At 27.8% G+C, this 15,169-nt stretch carries 14 protein-coding genes and 1 other RNA gene; 10 read left to right on the top strand and 5 right to left on the bottom strand.

All coding sequences use genetic code 4. From position 1 onward, the window contains the following. Positions 1–26 precede the first annotated feature (26 nt). Entirely contained in the window at positions 27–1,871 is a 1,845-nt protein-coding gene (locus AC0B4K_RS01300; RefSeq protein WP_465103483.1) for an MAG3090 family protein, read from the bottom strand. A 197-nt stretch (positions 1,872–2,068) separates the two neighbouring features. On the opposite strand from AC0B4K_RS01300, the gene smpB reads away from it, so the two are divergent. The 5 genes from smpB to AC0B4K_RS01275 all read left to right on the top strand — a co-directional run bounded on the left by smpB (position 2,069) and on the right by AC0B4K_RS01275 (position 6,356). Continuing rightward, on the top strand, positions 2,069–2,506 hold the full coding sequence (smpB, locus tag AC0B4K_RS01295) for an SsrA-binding protein (protein WP_465101326.1): 438 nt from the start codon (positions 2,069–2,071) through the stop codon (positions 2,504–2,506). 4 nt (positions 2,507–2,510) lie between these two features. Beyond that, positions 2,511–2,880: a transfer-messenger RNA gene (gene ssrA, locus AC0B4K_RS01290) on the top strand. A 76-nt stretch (positions 2,881–2,956) separates the two neighbouring features. Beyond that, complete coding sequence (locus tag AC0B4K_RS01285) at positions 2,957–4,024, top strand: GmrSD restriction endonuclease domain-containing protein (RefSeq protein ID WP_465103482.1); 1,068 nt, start codon at positions 2,957–2,959, stop codon at positions 4,022–4,024. A 12-nt stretch (positions 4,025–4,036) separates the two neighbouring features. Further along, the gene (locus AC0B4K_RS01280; protein ID WP_465103984.1) at positions 4,037–4,582 is read left to right on the top strand and encodes an HNH endonuclease; all 546 of its coding nucleotides are present in this window, start codon (positions 4,037–4,039) and stop codon (positions 4,580–4,582) included. Between the two features lie 295 nt (positions 4,583–4,877). Continuing rightward, complete coding sequence (locus AC0B4K_RS01275; protein WP_465103481.1) at positions 4,878–6,356, top strand: type I restriction-modification system subunit M; 1,479 nt, start codon at positions 4,878–4,880, stop codon at positions 6,354–6,356. On the opposite strand, the gene AC0B4K_RS01270 is transcribed toward AC0B4K_RS01275, so the two are convergent. Beyond that, complete coding sequence (locus AC0B4K_RS01270; RefSeq protein ID WP_465103480.1) at positions 6,336–6,752, bottom strand: restriction endonuclease subunit S; 417 nt, start codon at positions 6,750–6,752, stop codon at positions 6,336–6,338. The genes AC0B4K_RS01275 and AC0B4K_RS01270 overlap by 21 nt on opposite strands. Before the next feature lie 3 nt (positions 6,753–6,755). On the opposite strand from AC0B4K_RS01270, the gene AC0B4K_RS01265 reads away from it, so the two are divergent. Both AC0B4K_RS01265 and AC0B4K_RS01260 read left to right on the top strand, forming a co-directional pair. Continuing rightward, positions 6,756–7,238 (top strand): restriction endonuclease subunit S, encoded by a 483-nt coding sequence (locus tag AC0B4K_RS01265; protein WP_465103479.1) that lies wholly within the window; start codon positions 6,756–6,758, stop codon positions 7,236–7,238. Between the two features lies 1 nt (position 7,239). Continuing rightward, the gene (locus tag AC0B4K_RS01260; RefSeq protein WP_465103478.1) at positions 7,240–8,313 is read left to right on the top strand and encodes a restriction endonuclease subunit S; all 1,074 of its coding nucleotides are present in this window, start codon (positions 7,240–7,242) and stop codon (positions 8,311–8,313) included. Positions 8,314–8,317: 4 nt separating this feature from the next. Here AC0B4K_RS01260 and AC0B4K_RS01255 read toward each other — a convergent pair whose 3' ends face one another. The 3 genes from AC0B4K_RS01255 to AC0B4K_RS01245 are packed head-to-tail and all read right to left on the bottom strand — an operon-like array spanning position 8,318 to position 10,400. Then, positions 8,318–9,118 carry a tyrosine-type recombinase/integrase gene (locus AC0B4K_RS01255; protein ID WP_465103477.1) on the bottom strand — a complete coding sequence of 267 codons (801 nt, stop codon included), beginning with the start codon at positions 9,116–9,118 and terminating at the stop codon, positions 8,318–8,320. A gap of 31 nt (positions 9,119–9,149) precedes the next feature. Next, positions 9,150–9,767, bottom strand: coding sequence for a restriction endonuclease subunit S (locus AC0B4K_RS01250; RefSeq protein ID WP_465103476.1), 618 nt, complete (start codon positions 9,765–9,767; stop codon positions 9,150–9,152). A 30-nt stretch (positions 9,768–9,797) separates the two neighbouring features. Further along, entirely contained in the window at positions 9,798–10,400 is a 603-nt protein-coding gene (locus tag AC0B4K_RS01245) for a restriction endonuclease subunit S (protein ID WP_465103475.1), read from the bottom strand. 156 nt (positions 10,401–10,556) lie between these two features. Here AC0B4K_RS01245 and AC0B4K_RS01240 point away from each other — a divergent pair, with 156 nt between their 5' ends. The 3 genes from AC0B4K_RS01240 to AC0B4K_RS01230 all read left to right on the top strand — a co-directional run bounded on the left by AC0B4K_RS01240 (position 10,557) and on the right by AC0B4K_RS01230 (position 15,138). Continuing rightward, on the top strand, positions 10,557–13,667 hold the full coding sequence (locus AC0B4K_RS01240) for a type I restriction endonuclease subunit R (RefSeq protein WP_465103474.1): 3,111 nt from the start codon (positions 10,557–10,559) through the stop codon (positions 13,665–13,667). Between the two features lie 65 nt (positions 13,668–13,732). Beyond that, complete coding sequence (locus tag AC0B4K_RS01235) at positions 13,733–13,987, top strand: type I restriction-modification system subunit M N-terminal domain-containing protein (RefSeq protein ID WP_465103473.1); 255 nt, start codon at positions 13,733–13,735, stop codon at positions 13,985–13,987. Positions 13,988–13,989: 2 nt separating this feature from the next. Next, positions 13,990–15,138, top strand: coding sequence for an IS3 family transposase (locus tag AC0B4K_RS01230; protein ID WP_465103472.1), 1,149 nt, complete (start codon positions 13,990–13,992; stop codon positions 15,136–15,138). Positions 15,139–15,169: the final 31 nt, after the last annotated feature.

Genomic DNA, 15,169 nt, shown 5'->3' with positions numbered 1-15,169 from the left:
AAACAAATGTTTGCATTTTAAGTTAATTACAGCCCATTGTAATATCAGACTGCTAAAATAACAACAACAGCTAATAAGATTACATATCCTAAGGCATATAGGATAAGTGCTCAGAATCCAACTGGTCATCCTTCTTTTGTAGCTGGAGCGTCAACTGGTTTTTCAACAATTACTTCCTTTACTACTTCTTTTACAACTTCAACAGGTTTTTCTACTACCACTTCTTTAATAACTTGAACTGGTACTTCTTTTACAATTTCAATTGGTTTTTCAACAATTACTTCTTTAATAACTTCAACTGGGCGGTCGATAACTTTTTCAACGACCACTTCTTGCACTACTTCTTGGACACTTGGAACTAATTTTTCAACAGTTTCAAATGACTCGAATACCACAAAGTGTGATTTTTTACATGAATTAGGTGAAAGAGTGTATTTATAGTCTTGTTCCGGTACAAATGCAACATGCTTATTACCATATAATACAAATGATAGCACACGAGCTAAACGTGACTCTGGTGTTTGTTGTTTGTAATAAATAAAGGTTTCAGGAACGTAAGTAAGATCTTCAGATCCTTTAATCTTACTTGAAAGTAATTTTGTTGAGGCTGCTAATGATTTAGCAACTAATTTTAGTAATCTTTTATCTTCTGGTAATTCTAATTCTGATGCTAATGATTTTTCAGCATTTAAAACATTTCTCAGTTGTTCTTCAATTTCTCTGAAGTCTCTAACAGATGTAACTAAGTCTTGTGGGTATGAAAGCGCGATAGCTTCAAGGTTTTTAGCATATAAAGCTAATGAACGAAGTTTAGTTGCTTTGCATCCTTCATAGAAATATACATATCTAACTTTATCACAATCTTTAATTGGACATACACCTTGTGAAGGTACTTCTTTGTTGACAATTACTTCCTTAATAACTTCAACTGGTTTTTCTACTACTTTTTCAACGATAACTTCTTTAACTACCTCAACAGGTATTTCTTTTAAAACTTCTTTTTCGATGTAAACTGGTACTTCTTTAACTACTTGTCCAGATGAAACTGGTTTTTCAATCACCACTTCCTTAATAACTTCAACTGGTTTTTCTACTACTTTTTCAACAACAACTTCTTTCACTACCTCAACCGGGCGATCAACTAAAACTTCACGAATAATTTCAACAGGTATTTCTTTTAAAACTTCTTTTTCGATGTAAACTGCTACTTCTTTCACTACTTCGTGAACTTTTTGTTCAACAACTGTTTTAGTTACCATTGATCTATTTCTTAGTTCGTGAATTTCTTTAAGTAAAGCTTCTTTATCTTGGTTAGTACCTTGTAGTTTATTTTTAAGTTCTTCAATTTCTTTGGCAGATTTACCATCAAGGTTTTTTAATAATTCATCTAATGAATTTAATTCTTTAGTTAATTCTTCAATTTTAACATCTTTAGAATTTTTTCTTACAGGTGGAATAAAGTCGTCAACTGCAGGGAAATAAGTAGTATGATCATCTAAAATTTTATAATCAACATTTGGTTCTAAAGTTGCTAAATGATTTTCAACTTCAAAGAAATTAATTGTATTAAATTCAGTTAAATTAATTTCTTTAGATGTTTCGCCATAAGATAATTTACCATCGTATTTGTCAACTTCTAGTTCGTATTCTAATACACCGTCTTTGTTAAAGACACCATATACGTGCCCTCCTCAGATTTTTTTAGGTGTATGGAATTGTGCTCATGATTCATATCTTAATGATAAGAATCAGTTTAAAGCATCCTTACGAGTTTTAAAAACTCCTAATGCAGTTTTAACCTTTGGGTGTCTTAAAACTCAAGGAAATTGCTTATTTTGAGTTGGTTTGTATTCGCATAATATACGTTTCATATATTGCTCCTTTGTTCTATTATAATAATTAAGTATTAATAGTTTCTTAAAGTGAATTAAATTTTAATTAATAATATTATAAAGTTTTTTTTATGATTGTAAAACGTTTTTTTTAAATATTACAGCCATAAAAAACAAAAACAATTTAATTAAGATAAATATAAACTTTAAAAAATATAGTAAAATATTAATAACTTATGAAAATCATTACAACAAATAAAAATGCAAAACGTGATTATGAGATTTTAGAAACATTTGAGGCTGGAATGTCCTTAGATGGTTGAGAAGTGAAGAGTGCCAGGGCATCTGAAGTTGCTTTAACTAATTCATTTTGTTCAATATATAAAAATGAATTATGACTTAAAGAATCATTTTTTAAACAATATATGCAAGTAAAATGTAATGAAACTCAAGATCGAAAATTACTAATGCATAAAAATGAGATTCGTAAGTTAAAATTTAAATTAGAAACTCAACCCTTAACATTAATTCCTTTAAAAATGTATTTTAACAAGAATTCAATTGTTAAAATAGAGTTAGCCTTAGCAAGAGGTTTAAAAAAATACGACAAACGGGCAAAACTCGCTAAAGAAGAAGTTAATAAAAAAATTCTCAAAACCTTAAAAAACTATTAGATCTGGGGATATAATGGTTTCGACATGTATGGGTTCTTAGTTATTGCAGTAGTGTGGGAGACTATAATTCCTACTAGGCTTTCTTAAACGGAAAATCTGAAGACAAAGTTGCTACATTAAGTATGTACCAACAACAAGCAAATCTTGCATTCGCTTAAAAAATAGCATGCAAGTTGTTTAATTAATGCTCCTTAAGTTAGTTAAACAGGTCTTTTAAGGATAGTTATTAAAGTTGCGACTTAATAACGAGATTAGCAAAATAATATAAGTTGTTTTGGTTGTTTTTGCTTATATTATTATTAAAATGACCTAAACTGTAGAAGTAACTAAGTGTTCATATGTGGACAGGGGTTCAACTCCCCTTATCTCCACCAAAATTACAAAAGTAAAAAAAGTTTTAATTTTAGACCAAAAGGTATTTACACCCCCAATTAAATAAGGAAATAAAATATGAAAAAAGAACTACACTTTCAATCAAAAGATTTAACTATTCGCGAGTTTAATATAACGGAACAAAAAGGCAGAATTCAAACAAACCCAGAATTTCAAAGGGAATTTGTCTATTCGATAGAAAAATCATCAAGATTGATTGAGTCTGCGTTAATGAAAATTCCACTTCCAACAATTTATTGTAGCGAAGAAAAAAATGGAAAATTATTAGTTGTAGATGGACAGCAAAGAATTATGTCATTCTTAAATTTTATTAGAAATAAATATAAATTAAAAGGAATGGCAGTTTTTAGCGAATTAGAAGGGAAATATTTTAAAGATTTAGATGACAAGCTTCAAAATGTTGTAGAAGAGACTTATATTAGAACCATAGTTATTGATGAAGATTCAAATGATGTTAAATATGAGATCTTTGAAAGACTAAATCAAGGTGCTGTTACATTAAAAGAACAAGAAATAAGAAACTGTGTATATCGTGGATATTATAATTCAATGATTAACCAACTTGCTAAAAATCAAAATGTAGCAGTTATGTTTAAGTCAGAAAATAATAGAATGTCTTATCAAGAGAAAATTTTAAGATTCTTTGCTTTAATTGATTTTGGTTCATATAAACAAAGTATGAAAGTTCACCTAAATAATTACATGAAGGCACACCAATATGATGATGAAAAGCAAATCCAACAAGACAAAGAAATATTTAGCAAAACTTTAAGTATTGTAAAAGAAGTGCTTGGCACTGATGCATTTGCTGCAGTTGATTATGATAATAAAAAAATATTAAATACATTTAGTGCAACTTTTTATGACTCAATAATGATAGCATTTTCTTTATTTGATAGAAATAAGCTTATTACAAAATCTGATATCATCCGTAAGGAGATTAATTATAAAAAACTTTATGATGATGAGTATCATAATGCTTGTTACGCTTCTAGTGGTTCAAGGGATAGGGTACTAAAAAGAATTTTAACTATAATACGTTTAATATCATCAATAGTTGGAGATGACCCCTTCAAGAAAGATTCAAGAACTTTTGATACGTATTTAAAACCACAACTTGCCTAAAACCAAAAATCTTTATGTGCTATTTGTCAAAATGAAATCCTTTATGTGAATGAAGGCGAAATAGACCATATCATTCCTTATTCACGTGGCGGGCAAACAAAATTTGAAAATGCACAGCTTGTTCACAAAATTTGCAATAGGCATAAAGGCAAGAACATAGATATTCAAAAACAGGAAATAGGGGAAAATAACAGTCTCACATATAACCTTAATGAAAAGCCAAACCTAGCATTTACAAAAATTAAAATGTATACATTCAATGGTAAAACAATATCAATTAAAAGTTTCAGAGAATTTTTCATAAGTCTAATGGATGAAATTAAGGATATAGTTCCAGAAAAATTTAATGAATTAGCTGATAGGGATTATACACTTACTAAGACATCCAAACCATATATTCGCCATTCTAGTTTTGGAATGAATCTTCCATACGAAATTCAAAATAAGGTATTTATTGAAACATGTTTTAGTGCCGATAGAATAGTAAAATTAGCTAAAAATATATTAAAAGAATTCAACATTGATCCTTCAAGTGTAGTTATTTATTTAAAAAATTAAAACAAGTGTTTAAAACCTTTCAGAAAGTTAACATGAAATTAGACATGGAAAAATCATTCAGGTACTTTAGGTTGATTTTTCCATGTCTAATTTACTATAGTTTATAATTCACTAAAATGTTAAAATTTTTATCTATTTTAGGGGCTAGACTGCCCTTATCTCCACCAGATAAAATTTAATTCAAGCAAGCAAAAAGCTCGATTATTTAACATTAACAATTAAGTTATTTAATATTTATATAGTTTAATTCTTAATGTATAATATATAAATTAATATAAAAAGGAGGTAATTTGATATGTCACAAATAATAAATGAGGATATCTTATGGAAAGCAGCTGAAAAACTAAGAGATAAAGTTGATCCTGCTGATTATAAGAATATCGTTTTAGGGCTAGTATTTTTAAAATACGTTAGCGATAAATATATCGCTAAATACAATGAATTAATTAAGTATAATGATGGCCGCGAAGAAGATGAAGATTATTATACAGCTGAACACGTTTTTATTGTTCCTAAAGAATCATTGTGAAGTTATGTAGCATCACATTCCAAACAAGATAATTTAGGTCAAGTAATTGATAATGCATTCATTTTACTTGAGAAAAATAATAACCAATTAAAAGGAATTTTGCCTAAAACCTATTCTAAAAGCGATTTAGATAAAACTGCTTTAGGTGAATTAGTTGATTTTTTTACTAATAATTTAAATATGGAAGATGCTGATGGGGACTTTTTTGGGCAAGTATATGAATATTATGTTGGAGCTTTTGCTAAATATATTCCAACTAAAGGTGGTGAATTCTTTACCCCTAAATCAGTAGTTCAATTAATGGTTGATATTTTAGAACCTTATAAAGGTAGAGTTTATGATCCTTGTTGTGGCTCAGGCGGAATGTTTGTACAATGTTCTAAGTTTGTTAAAGAACATCAAGGTAAGATTGATAACATTTCAATCTTTGGTCAAGAATCAAATCCTGGAACCTGAAAAATGGCTAAAATGAATTTAGCCATTAGAGGACTTGAAGGAAACCTTGGTGAACGTAATGGTGATACATTTACCGATGACTTACATAAATCATTGCGAGCAGATTATATAATTGCTAATCCACCATACAACTTAAAAGAGTTTTGAAAACCTTCACTGCAAGGAGATCCGCGTTGAGTCTTTGGTAAACCATCTGAAAAAAACGGTAATTATGCTTGATTATCATTAATGTATGCAAAGCTCTCTCCAAAAGGAAAGGCAGCAATCTTAATGCCTAATGGAGCAACAACGTCTAATACTCAAGATGATTATAAAATTCGTAAAGCTATGATTGAATCTGGTAAAATTGATGCAATCTTAGCTTTACCTAATAAATTATTTTCCAATGTCAGCATTTCAGTGCAATGTTGAATCTTAAATAAAGATAAAACAAATAAAGATATTTTATTTGTTAATGCTGATGAAATGGGTAAACTAATTTCTCGTAAAATTAGAGTATTAGAAGATGATGATATAAACAAAATCCTTAAAGCCTATAAAGACTTTAAGTCTAATACTTTAACAGATCTTCCAGGTTTTTGTAAGAAAGCAACACTGGATGAAATAATCGCCCAGGATTATAGTTTAAATCCTGGGCGATATGTAGGAGCAGATGAATCAAATAAATTATCTCCAGAAGAGATTAAACAGCAACTAAAAGTTGCGTCTGCTGAATTATTAAAACTAATGAAGGAGGGCATGGAACTAGAAGAAAAAGTTAAAGAGATTTTAGAAGAAGAGATTAAATAAGATAGTGTTAACTATGTGTTGTTGGGATTGGAGAGTTGGTAGCGTCAACTCCAGTTCATTTAAATTTTTTCTGGTTAATCTGGGAACTGCAGAACCCTCTCTGTGAACATTTAAGTTTTTTGTTAATAATCAATAATATAAATATCTAGGAATAACTTTTGTAACATCTATTTTAGTATAAAATAACGTATTAACAGTTCAAAAAGGTTTATTAATATAAAAAGGTGTTGCAATTGTACCTACTCTTCCAATTAATACTGATTCTTTATCATATAGGTATTTTGAAGAATATCCAATTATTCCTCCGGTCCCTAAAATTGGTATTTCACTTGAATCAACTTCAACATTTTTTTGATCTTTTCCATAACAAATTTTTAATATTTCTTTTAGTTTCATAATATGAGAACTTATAAAATTAAGGAGATTGCACAAATTATCAATGGTTCAACACCATCTACTAAAAATAAAGCATATTGAAATGGTAATATTGTTTGAATAACTCCGTCAGATTTATCATCATTTAATGGCAAATATATTTATACATCCAATAAATTAATTACTAAAGAAGGTTATGATAGTTGTTCAACTACATTAGTGCCTAAAGGTACTGTTTTGCTTTCATCAAAAGCATCAATTGGCTATTTAGCTATTGCAAGGGTTGAACTTTGCACAAGCCAAGGATTCAAATCATTGGTATGTAATCCGGATCTGATTAATAATGAATATATGTATTACTGACTTTCAACAAAAATTAAATTTTTCAATTCAATATCTAGTGGTGCTGTTATGAAGGAATTAACTAAAGATATATTAGAAAACATCAACATAGAATTACCAAATTTAGAAACCCAACAACACATAGTTAACATTGGAGGTATATAAAATGATTTATCAATTAAAGGATTTAACAATAATTCGCCGTGGTTGTCAACCATTCCCTGTTAGTAAATATCTTTCAAATACTGGATATCCATGGCTAAAAATCACTGATTTTAAACTCGGGGATAGAATTGTCAATAATACACTAGAATTTATCAGCCGCGAAGGAATTAATAAAACAAAACTTGTTCCTCAGGGTACATTAGTTGTATCAAGTTCTGGAACTTTAGGAATACCAATTTTTACTGGATCAAAAATGTGTTTATATTCAGGTTTTATATATTTTGAAAAACTTTCAAATAAAATAATACCTCTATATCTTTTTTATTATTTGCTAAAACACAGACAAACTCTACAAATAAAGGGTACAGGTGCCGTTATTAAACACCTACAAATTAAAACATTTGAAAACTTAAGAATAGAGCTGCCGACTATTGACAATCAAATTCACATAGTTAACACTATCAGCAGTGTTGATGATTTGATTGAGAATTTAACTAAACAAAATGAAATATTATTAAATTTAGGAAAAAATAAAATTAATAATTTAAATGAAAGCAAGAAATTATATCCCCTAACTAATATTGTTCAATTCCAAAAAGGTTTTGAGGTTGGTTCATCTAAATATTGTGAAGCTAAAAACCCTGGACAAATAAATTACATTAGAGTTGGTGATTTAAAATCTTTAGGAAATACATTTGTTGATACTTTGGATAATTACACATATGCAGATTTTGAAGATATACTTGTAGCTTTTGATGGAGCACCAGGGCGAAACAATATAGGTCTAGTTGGAGCCTATTCTTCTGGTATATATAAACTTATTTGTCTTAATGAAGATAAAGGCTTAGTCTTTTTTGAAATAAATAGCAAAATTAATAAACAAATAATTGATATTCATACATATGGAACAACAATAAAGCATGCTTCCAAATCAATAAATTTCTTAGTTTATGCTAATGTATCTCATAAAGAAAAACAAATATTAAACTGTTATTTCAAGCAAATAATTCAAAACAAAAAGAAGATTAACTTTTTAAAACGAATAAAAGATAATCTTCTTAATAAATATTTCTAATATTTTATCAATCAACAATTTTATCAACAATAGCTTGTTGTTCTTCGCTAGTTTTTCTAAGATATATCCTCGTAGTTTCTATCGATTCATGTCCCATGAGATCTGCTAACAAGGATATATCTTTTCTTTTTTCTAAAAAGTTTTTAGCAAATCTATGGCGAAATGAATGAGGATAAACAACATTTAAATTCATTTTGTATTTTTTAGCTAAAACCTTTAGTTGATGTGATAGACCTCTAGTGGTTATTTGTTTCTTTGTTTTATTAAGAAACAAATAACCAGCATCCCTATCAACTGAATCATAATATCCTAGTGCTTTTATACGTAATTTCTTAGGTATAAAAATTCTCCTTATTTTTCCTGATTTAGTATATAAATCTATATAACCTCGTTTTAAATGTTCGTATTTAAATTGAATAAGTTCTGAAACTCTAGCCCCTGTTGCTCCTAAAAACCTTACAATAAAATATCATTCATAATTTTGATCTTTAAGTAATTTGTTTTTTAAGAATTCATAATCTGCATCACTAATGACATTTTCAAGGTAACTTTTTTGTTGCAATTTAATAAATTTTAGTTTTAGTTTTTCTTTGTTAATATATTCAAGGTATTTGTTAATACCTTGAATTCTTAAATTTACTGTTTTTCCTTTATAGTTATCAACTAAAAGTGCTTTAAAAGCTAATAGGTTTTGTTTAGTGATTTCATCAAAATATTTAAAGTATAAATCTAATGCAAATTGATATGAATCAATTGTATTTTTTGATAAATTTTGATGAAGTAAAAATGTTTTAAAATCTTTCATTTGGTACCTCCACTATTGAAGGTACCAAATTTTAAAAATATTTATTTAATAATTGTTGTTTTATTTGTTTGAGAATTCGAATTTTCTCTTCTAGTTTAAGTAACTTATTTAGAAGTAGATTTAATTGTTTTATTATAATTTTATTTGTTACATATATTTTAGATTGTTCAAATATTCGTTTATTTAATGATTGTTGAGCTGCTCCAGTAGCATATCGTTTAATTTTATTAATTAATTTCCGAGAGGCAAAATAAATTAATCCATGATGTTTTGATTCTTTAGCAGCTATACAAATTATTGATTGATTAAAATATATATTATTATCTAAAAGAACCGCAATTTTATTAATATTCGGTTCGATTATTGATAAAACGGTATTACCTTTATTTCCTGGTTTCGTTGCAATTGTTTTAATGCCTAATGCGGTAATATATTCTGTTGGCTCAGTTACTGCTGGTTTATCTGTAAGTGCCCCAGAATTAATTCATTTAATATTACCATTTCAAAACTCGGATTTAGATCTAGAAGGCGTACCTCCTAGGTAAATATCTGCATATTTTGTTAGAGGTTCTGATATTGGTGATTTAGTAATAAGAAAATCTCCAACTTTCAAAATCTCTTTAACCTGGTTTTGATAATTCTCTATCAAATCATCAACACTGCCGATAGTGTTAATTAACTAGAAGTATTTATTTAATAAATTTTGTTTTATTTTTTGTAATTTAATATTCTGTTGTTTATATTTGGATATTAAGTTATAAATTTTAGCTATTTTATCATCAGTTATTGAGGAATAAATATTTAGTATAATTGATATTTTTTCAATCATTGATTTAGTAATGAATTTTATAACTGAACCTGATGAATTAATATTTAAGTTATTCACCTCAAATTCACATGATTTTAGGAATAAATAAAAGTGTTTTTTAGGTGTTAGTACATAAGTTCTTTGATATGCATTAAACTTACCATCATAGTATTTACATGTGATAACACCATTACCAGATATAATTATTGCTTTGCAATCGTATGCATAATTATTAATATATAAATATTCGCTACCACAAGTGAAAAATGGATATCTTCCGTTTTCAACAGCTGAATTAACATTTAGTTTTCCAGTTTTTATTTCACAATAATGACCTAATTTTACACTAGTATTATTATATGATCTGTTTAAATAATCTTGATAAATTAAGTCACTATATATCTTTAATTTATCAATAATTTTATTGTTAAATTCTATCAAATCATCAACACTGCCGATAGTGTTAATTATCAAGATATTGTTACATATATGATATGTACACTTACATTGCATAACATTACACTTATTTTTGATATAATACATAAGAACTATTTAATATAAAAATAACCTAATCCTATAATATTAAAAATATAATTTTACTTACACTAAATAATATAGAAAGTTACAATTATGCTAAAAGAAAAAGACATTGAAATAAGTATTATATCTTTACTTGAACAAAAAGGTTATCAATGAATAACTATTGATAATGATCATTGAATCCAAACTAGAAATTTGGATGATTTTATTAATGAATCTTTATTAAGAGATTCATTAATAAAGATTAATAGAATTAATGATGATAATGTAATTCAGGAAGCAATAAATACTGTCAAAAACCTTGATAATCCTTCGTTATTTGAAAGGAACTATGCATTTCATAAAATATTAGTTGATGGCATTACAATTGAATCAAAGGATTTTTTTGTAAATCCTTTTATTAGATTTATTGATTTTACTAATCCTGAGAATAATACTTTTCAAGTTGCAAACCAAGTTAAATTCCAAGAGGGAAAAAGTATCAGAATACCCGATGTTATCATTTATATTAATGGAATTCCTTTAATTGTGATGGAATTAAAATCATTTAATGAAGATGCTCAAGATGCAACTTTAGAACATGCTTATGCTCAGCTTGGTTCTAATTCTGAACATGATGGTTATAGGTATGATATTCCAACTTTATTCAATTACAATTCTTTTTTAGTTATTTCTGACGGTATTGATACTAAAGTGGGTACTTTAACATCAAAAATAGATCGCTACAATGAATGAAAGAGTGTCTCAGGTGAAAAAGGTTATAATGATGATTATATTAATAAACTAGATGTTTTTATCAACGGTTTATTTGATAAAAACAGACTTATCGACATTATCAAAAATAACATTTTTTACATAATTGATAAAAATGATAAGCCAATTAAAATTATGGCTCAATACCATCAATATTTTGGTGTTAATAAAGCGCTTAATTCAATTATAAAAACAGTTAAACCAAACGGAAATGGTAAAGCTGGTATTATCTGACATACACAAGGCAGTGGAAAATCTTTTTCAATGGTAATGCTTGCACATAAATTACTAATTGAAAAAGAACTAAATGTTCCTACAATTGTTTTACTAACTGATCGAATTGACTTAGATATTCAATTATATAAAACATTTTTTAGTGCTAAAGATTATTTAAAGTGCGAGCCTGTAATTGCTAGTTCACGTGAGGATTTGGTTAAAAAACTCTCAAATATTAAACAGGGCGGGATCATTTTAAGTACCATTGCTAAATTTGATAAAGAACACTTACCAAAAAATGAGCGTAATAATATTATTGTTATGGCTGATGAAGCTCACCGTGGCCACTACGGAATTTATGAAACTGTTTCATATGAAAAAAATGCAGAAACAGAAGAACTGGAAGCAATTTTTAAATATGGTGTTGAGAAATATATTAGAGATGCTCTACCTAATGCAACGTTTATTGGTTTTACAGGAACTCCTGTATCAACTAAAACAAAACAAACAACAGATATTTTTGGAGAAATAATTGATGCATATGATATGACCCAATCAATAATTGATGGTTCAACAGTTAAATTGTATTATGAATCGCGGCTAGCTAAAGTTTGAACTAATGATGAGGTGCTCAAAGAAATTGACCAATATTACAAAAATTTAGAAAATACACAACAAGCTGATGCAAAATCCATCGAACGTTCAAAAAATGAAATGTCTAAGATCAAACAAATACTTGAAGATTATGACATGATTAAAGTTTTTGCAAGTGATATTATCGAACATTATGAAAACCGTAAGGGAATTATTAATGGCAAAGCAATGATTATTTGTCAAACTAGAATGGCAGCAGCCAAACTATATAAAGAAATAATATCTCAATATCCAGCATACAAAGATAACACTATCTTAGTTGTTACTGAGTCAAACAAAGACCCTGAAGAGCTAAGAAAATTATTTGGTAATAATGCATTGCGTAAAGAATTGGGTGATGAATTTAAAAAAGATACTTCTAAATACAAGATTGCAATTGTTTGTGATATGTGATTAACTGGTTTTGATGTACCAGATCTAGAAGTTATGTATTTTATTAAACGTTTAAAATCATATAACTTAATGCAAGCAATTGCCAGGGTAAACAGAGTTTACCCTGGAAAATCTTCTGGTTTAATTGTTGATTATATTGGCTTAAATAGTGCATTAGAAGAAGCGTTAGATCAATATACTCTTCGTGACAAAGAAAACAACATCCAAGATATTAAAAATGAAATATATGACGTTATCAAAGAAAAATTAAGTATCCTTAATGAATGGTTTCATAAAATACCAAAAGATAAATTCTGAGCCAAGGATTCTTTAACTAGATTTCGTGCAATTCAAGAAGGTGCACAATTTATCTTAGAAGATAAAGCAAGGCGCGAAGATCCCTTTATGTTTGATTTATCACTTTCTTTAAAACAAGCATTTGTGGTTTGTGCCGGAATTGTTAGTAAACAAGAAAGAAAAGACATTCTTTATTATCTAGCTATACGAAGTTATATTTTAAAACTTCGTAACAAACCTGGTATTGTATCTACCAAAGAGATGAATGAATATGTATCGCAGTTACTAGCGGAAGCTATAAAAGGTGATGAAGTAAGATCATTAACAGCAGAGCAAAAATCATCATTTAATGCAATTGAATTATTAACAAAAGAAAAAATCGATCAACTACGTAAAAGCAATCCTCCCCATATCTTTGTCGAAATAGTGCAAAAGTTGCTACAAAGAGCAATTGCTGAATCTCGTAGACACAATTACTTTAAATCACAAGAATATTCAAAAAGGCTCAGAAGAATTCTAGAAGAGTACCATGGGCGTGATGCCAGTTTTACACCTGCTTTAACAATTTTACAACTAACTAACTTTGCTAGTGAAATGGTTGCTGATGAATATGAGGCACAAAAACTCGGAGTCTTCGGGCGTGAAAGGGCTTTTTATGATGCACTAGCACGGGATAAAGATGCTCAAGAATTACTTGGTGATGAGACATTAATCCTCATTGCTAGAGAACTCAAAGAAGTTGTTGAAGAATATGCACTAACTGATTGAGCGTCAAAAGAATCCACCCGCTCACAAATGAGGGTCAAAATTAAAGAATGTTTAAAGAAATATAATTATCCTCCACAATATCAAAAGTCAGCTATTACAGATGTAATTAAGCAAGCAGAATATATAATGCTTGAGGATTAAAAGTCTAAAATATGTTATAATAAAACAACTTAATAATATTTAAATTATAGAAAAGGAAAGTTAATATGAATAATGATAAAGAAAATTTAATGCACAGAGATGAATTGCATAGAAATTTATGAAAAGCAGCAAATGATCATCGTGGTCAATTAACAGGTATCGAATTAATGCCATATATTTTAGGTTTCATGTTCTATAGATATATTTCTGAAAACTTAACAAATTACATAAATAAAGATGAACATGATATAGGTGGATTAGACAGGGAAAAAATATTCGGACAAAATCCGAATATTTTTAATATAAAGAAAAAGAGGTAGTTATGAGACATTTAAAGACTAAAGAATGAATCAAAATTTTTGACTTATACGATAAATATTTGAACCTGGGAATAACGAAGGCAGAATTTGATAATTTCTGTTTTGATATCAGAAAAGTATACTGAAATAAAGAATCAATGAGAAATATGTTAAAGAAAAGAAAACTGTATAATTTAAATATGAACATAGAATCACAAAGCGGTAAATCACCTAAGAAAGATAAAGGTGTTGGGAGAAAGAAAAAGAAAGTTCTCGATTATACATGAATTGATACTCTTAAAGATGATGAAAAAGATGCAGTTATAAAATACTACTATCAAATTTTTAATGAAAATAATATTGATGCAGATATCTCAAAGATAAAGAAAATCAAGAATCTTTCACATACTAAAAAATCTAAAATGATATGTGTTTCAAGATCTACATATTACGAGAAATTGAAAGATAACAACAAGACTAAAGAACTAAAGGTTAAACACAAAGAAATAATTTTTCAAAGTTTTGTCGAAAATAAAGAAAGGTATGGACGAAGAAGACTTGCTAAATATATTTTCCAAGAATATAATATTCAAATAAATCCTAGAACCCTAGGAAATTATATGAAAAAACTGAATTTGAAAACATTTGTTAGACAAAAACATAAAACTAAAGAATCTAAAAATACTAGTGTTAAAGTACCTGATTTAGTAAAAAGAGATTATAATTCAAGCAACAATAATATATATGCAACAGACGTGACCTATATACCAGCACCAAAAGATATTGAACAGAATCATATTTATTTATCTGCAATTATTGATCATAAAACTAAGTTTGTGACCTATGAATTATCGCTTAGAAATGATACTGAACTAATTTTGAATAATATCACCAATACAAAATTCAAAAATAATTTTATTTTACATTCTGACCATGGAACTGCTTATTCTTCGCTTGAATATACTAAAAAAATAAAATCACTAAAAGGTAAAATATCAATGTCAAGAATTGGTAATAGTCTTGATAATCGTGAAATTGAATATTTCTTTTCAATTCTTAAAAGTGAAATTTTCCCAAATTTTGATCAAACCTGTAAAAGACTTACTTTTATTGAATTATCACAAAAAATCAAAGAATTTATAAACTGATATAATTATAAAAGAATAAGATAAAAAACCTTCCCAAAGCATTCCGTTTGGCTTA

Source organism: Mycoplasma sp. 11548, assembly GCF_055523555.1.
The sequence above is the reverse complement of the archived record's forward strand: the minus strand, read 5'-3'. Positions and strand labels throughout refer to the sequence as shown.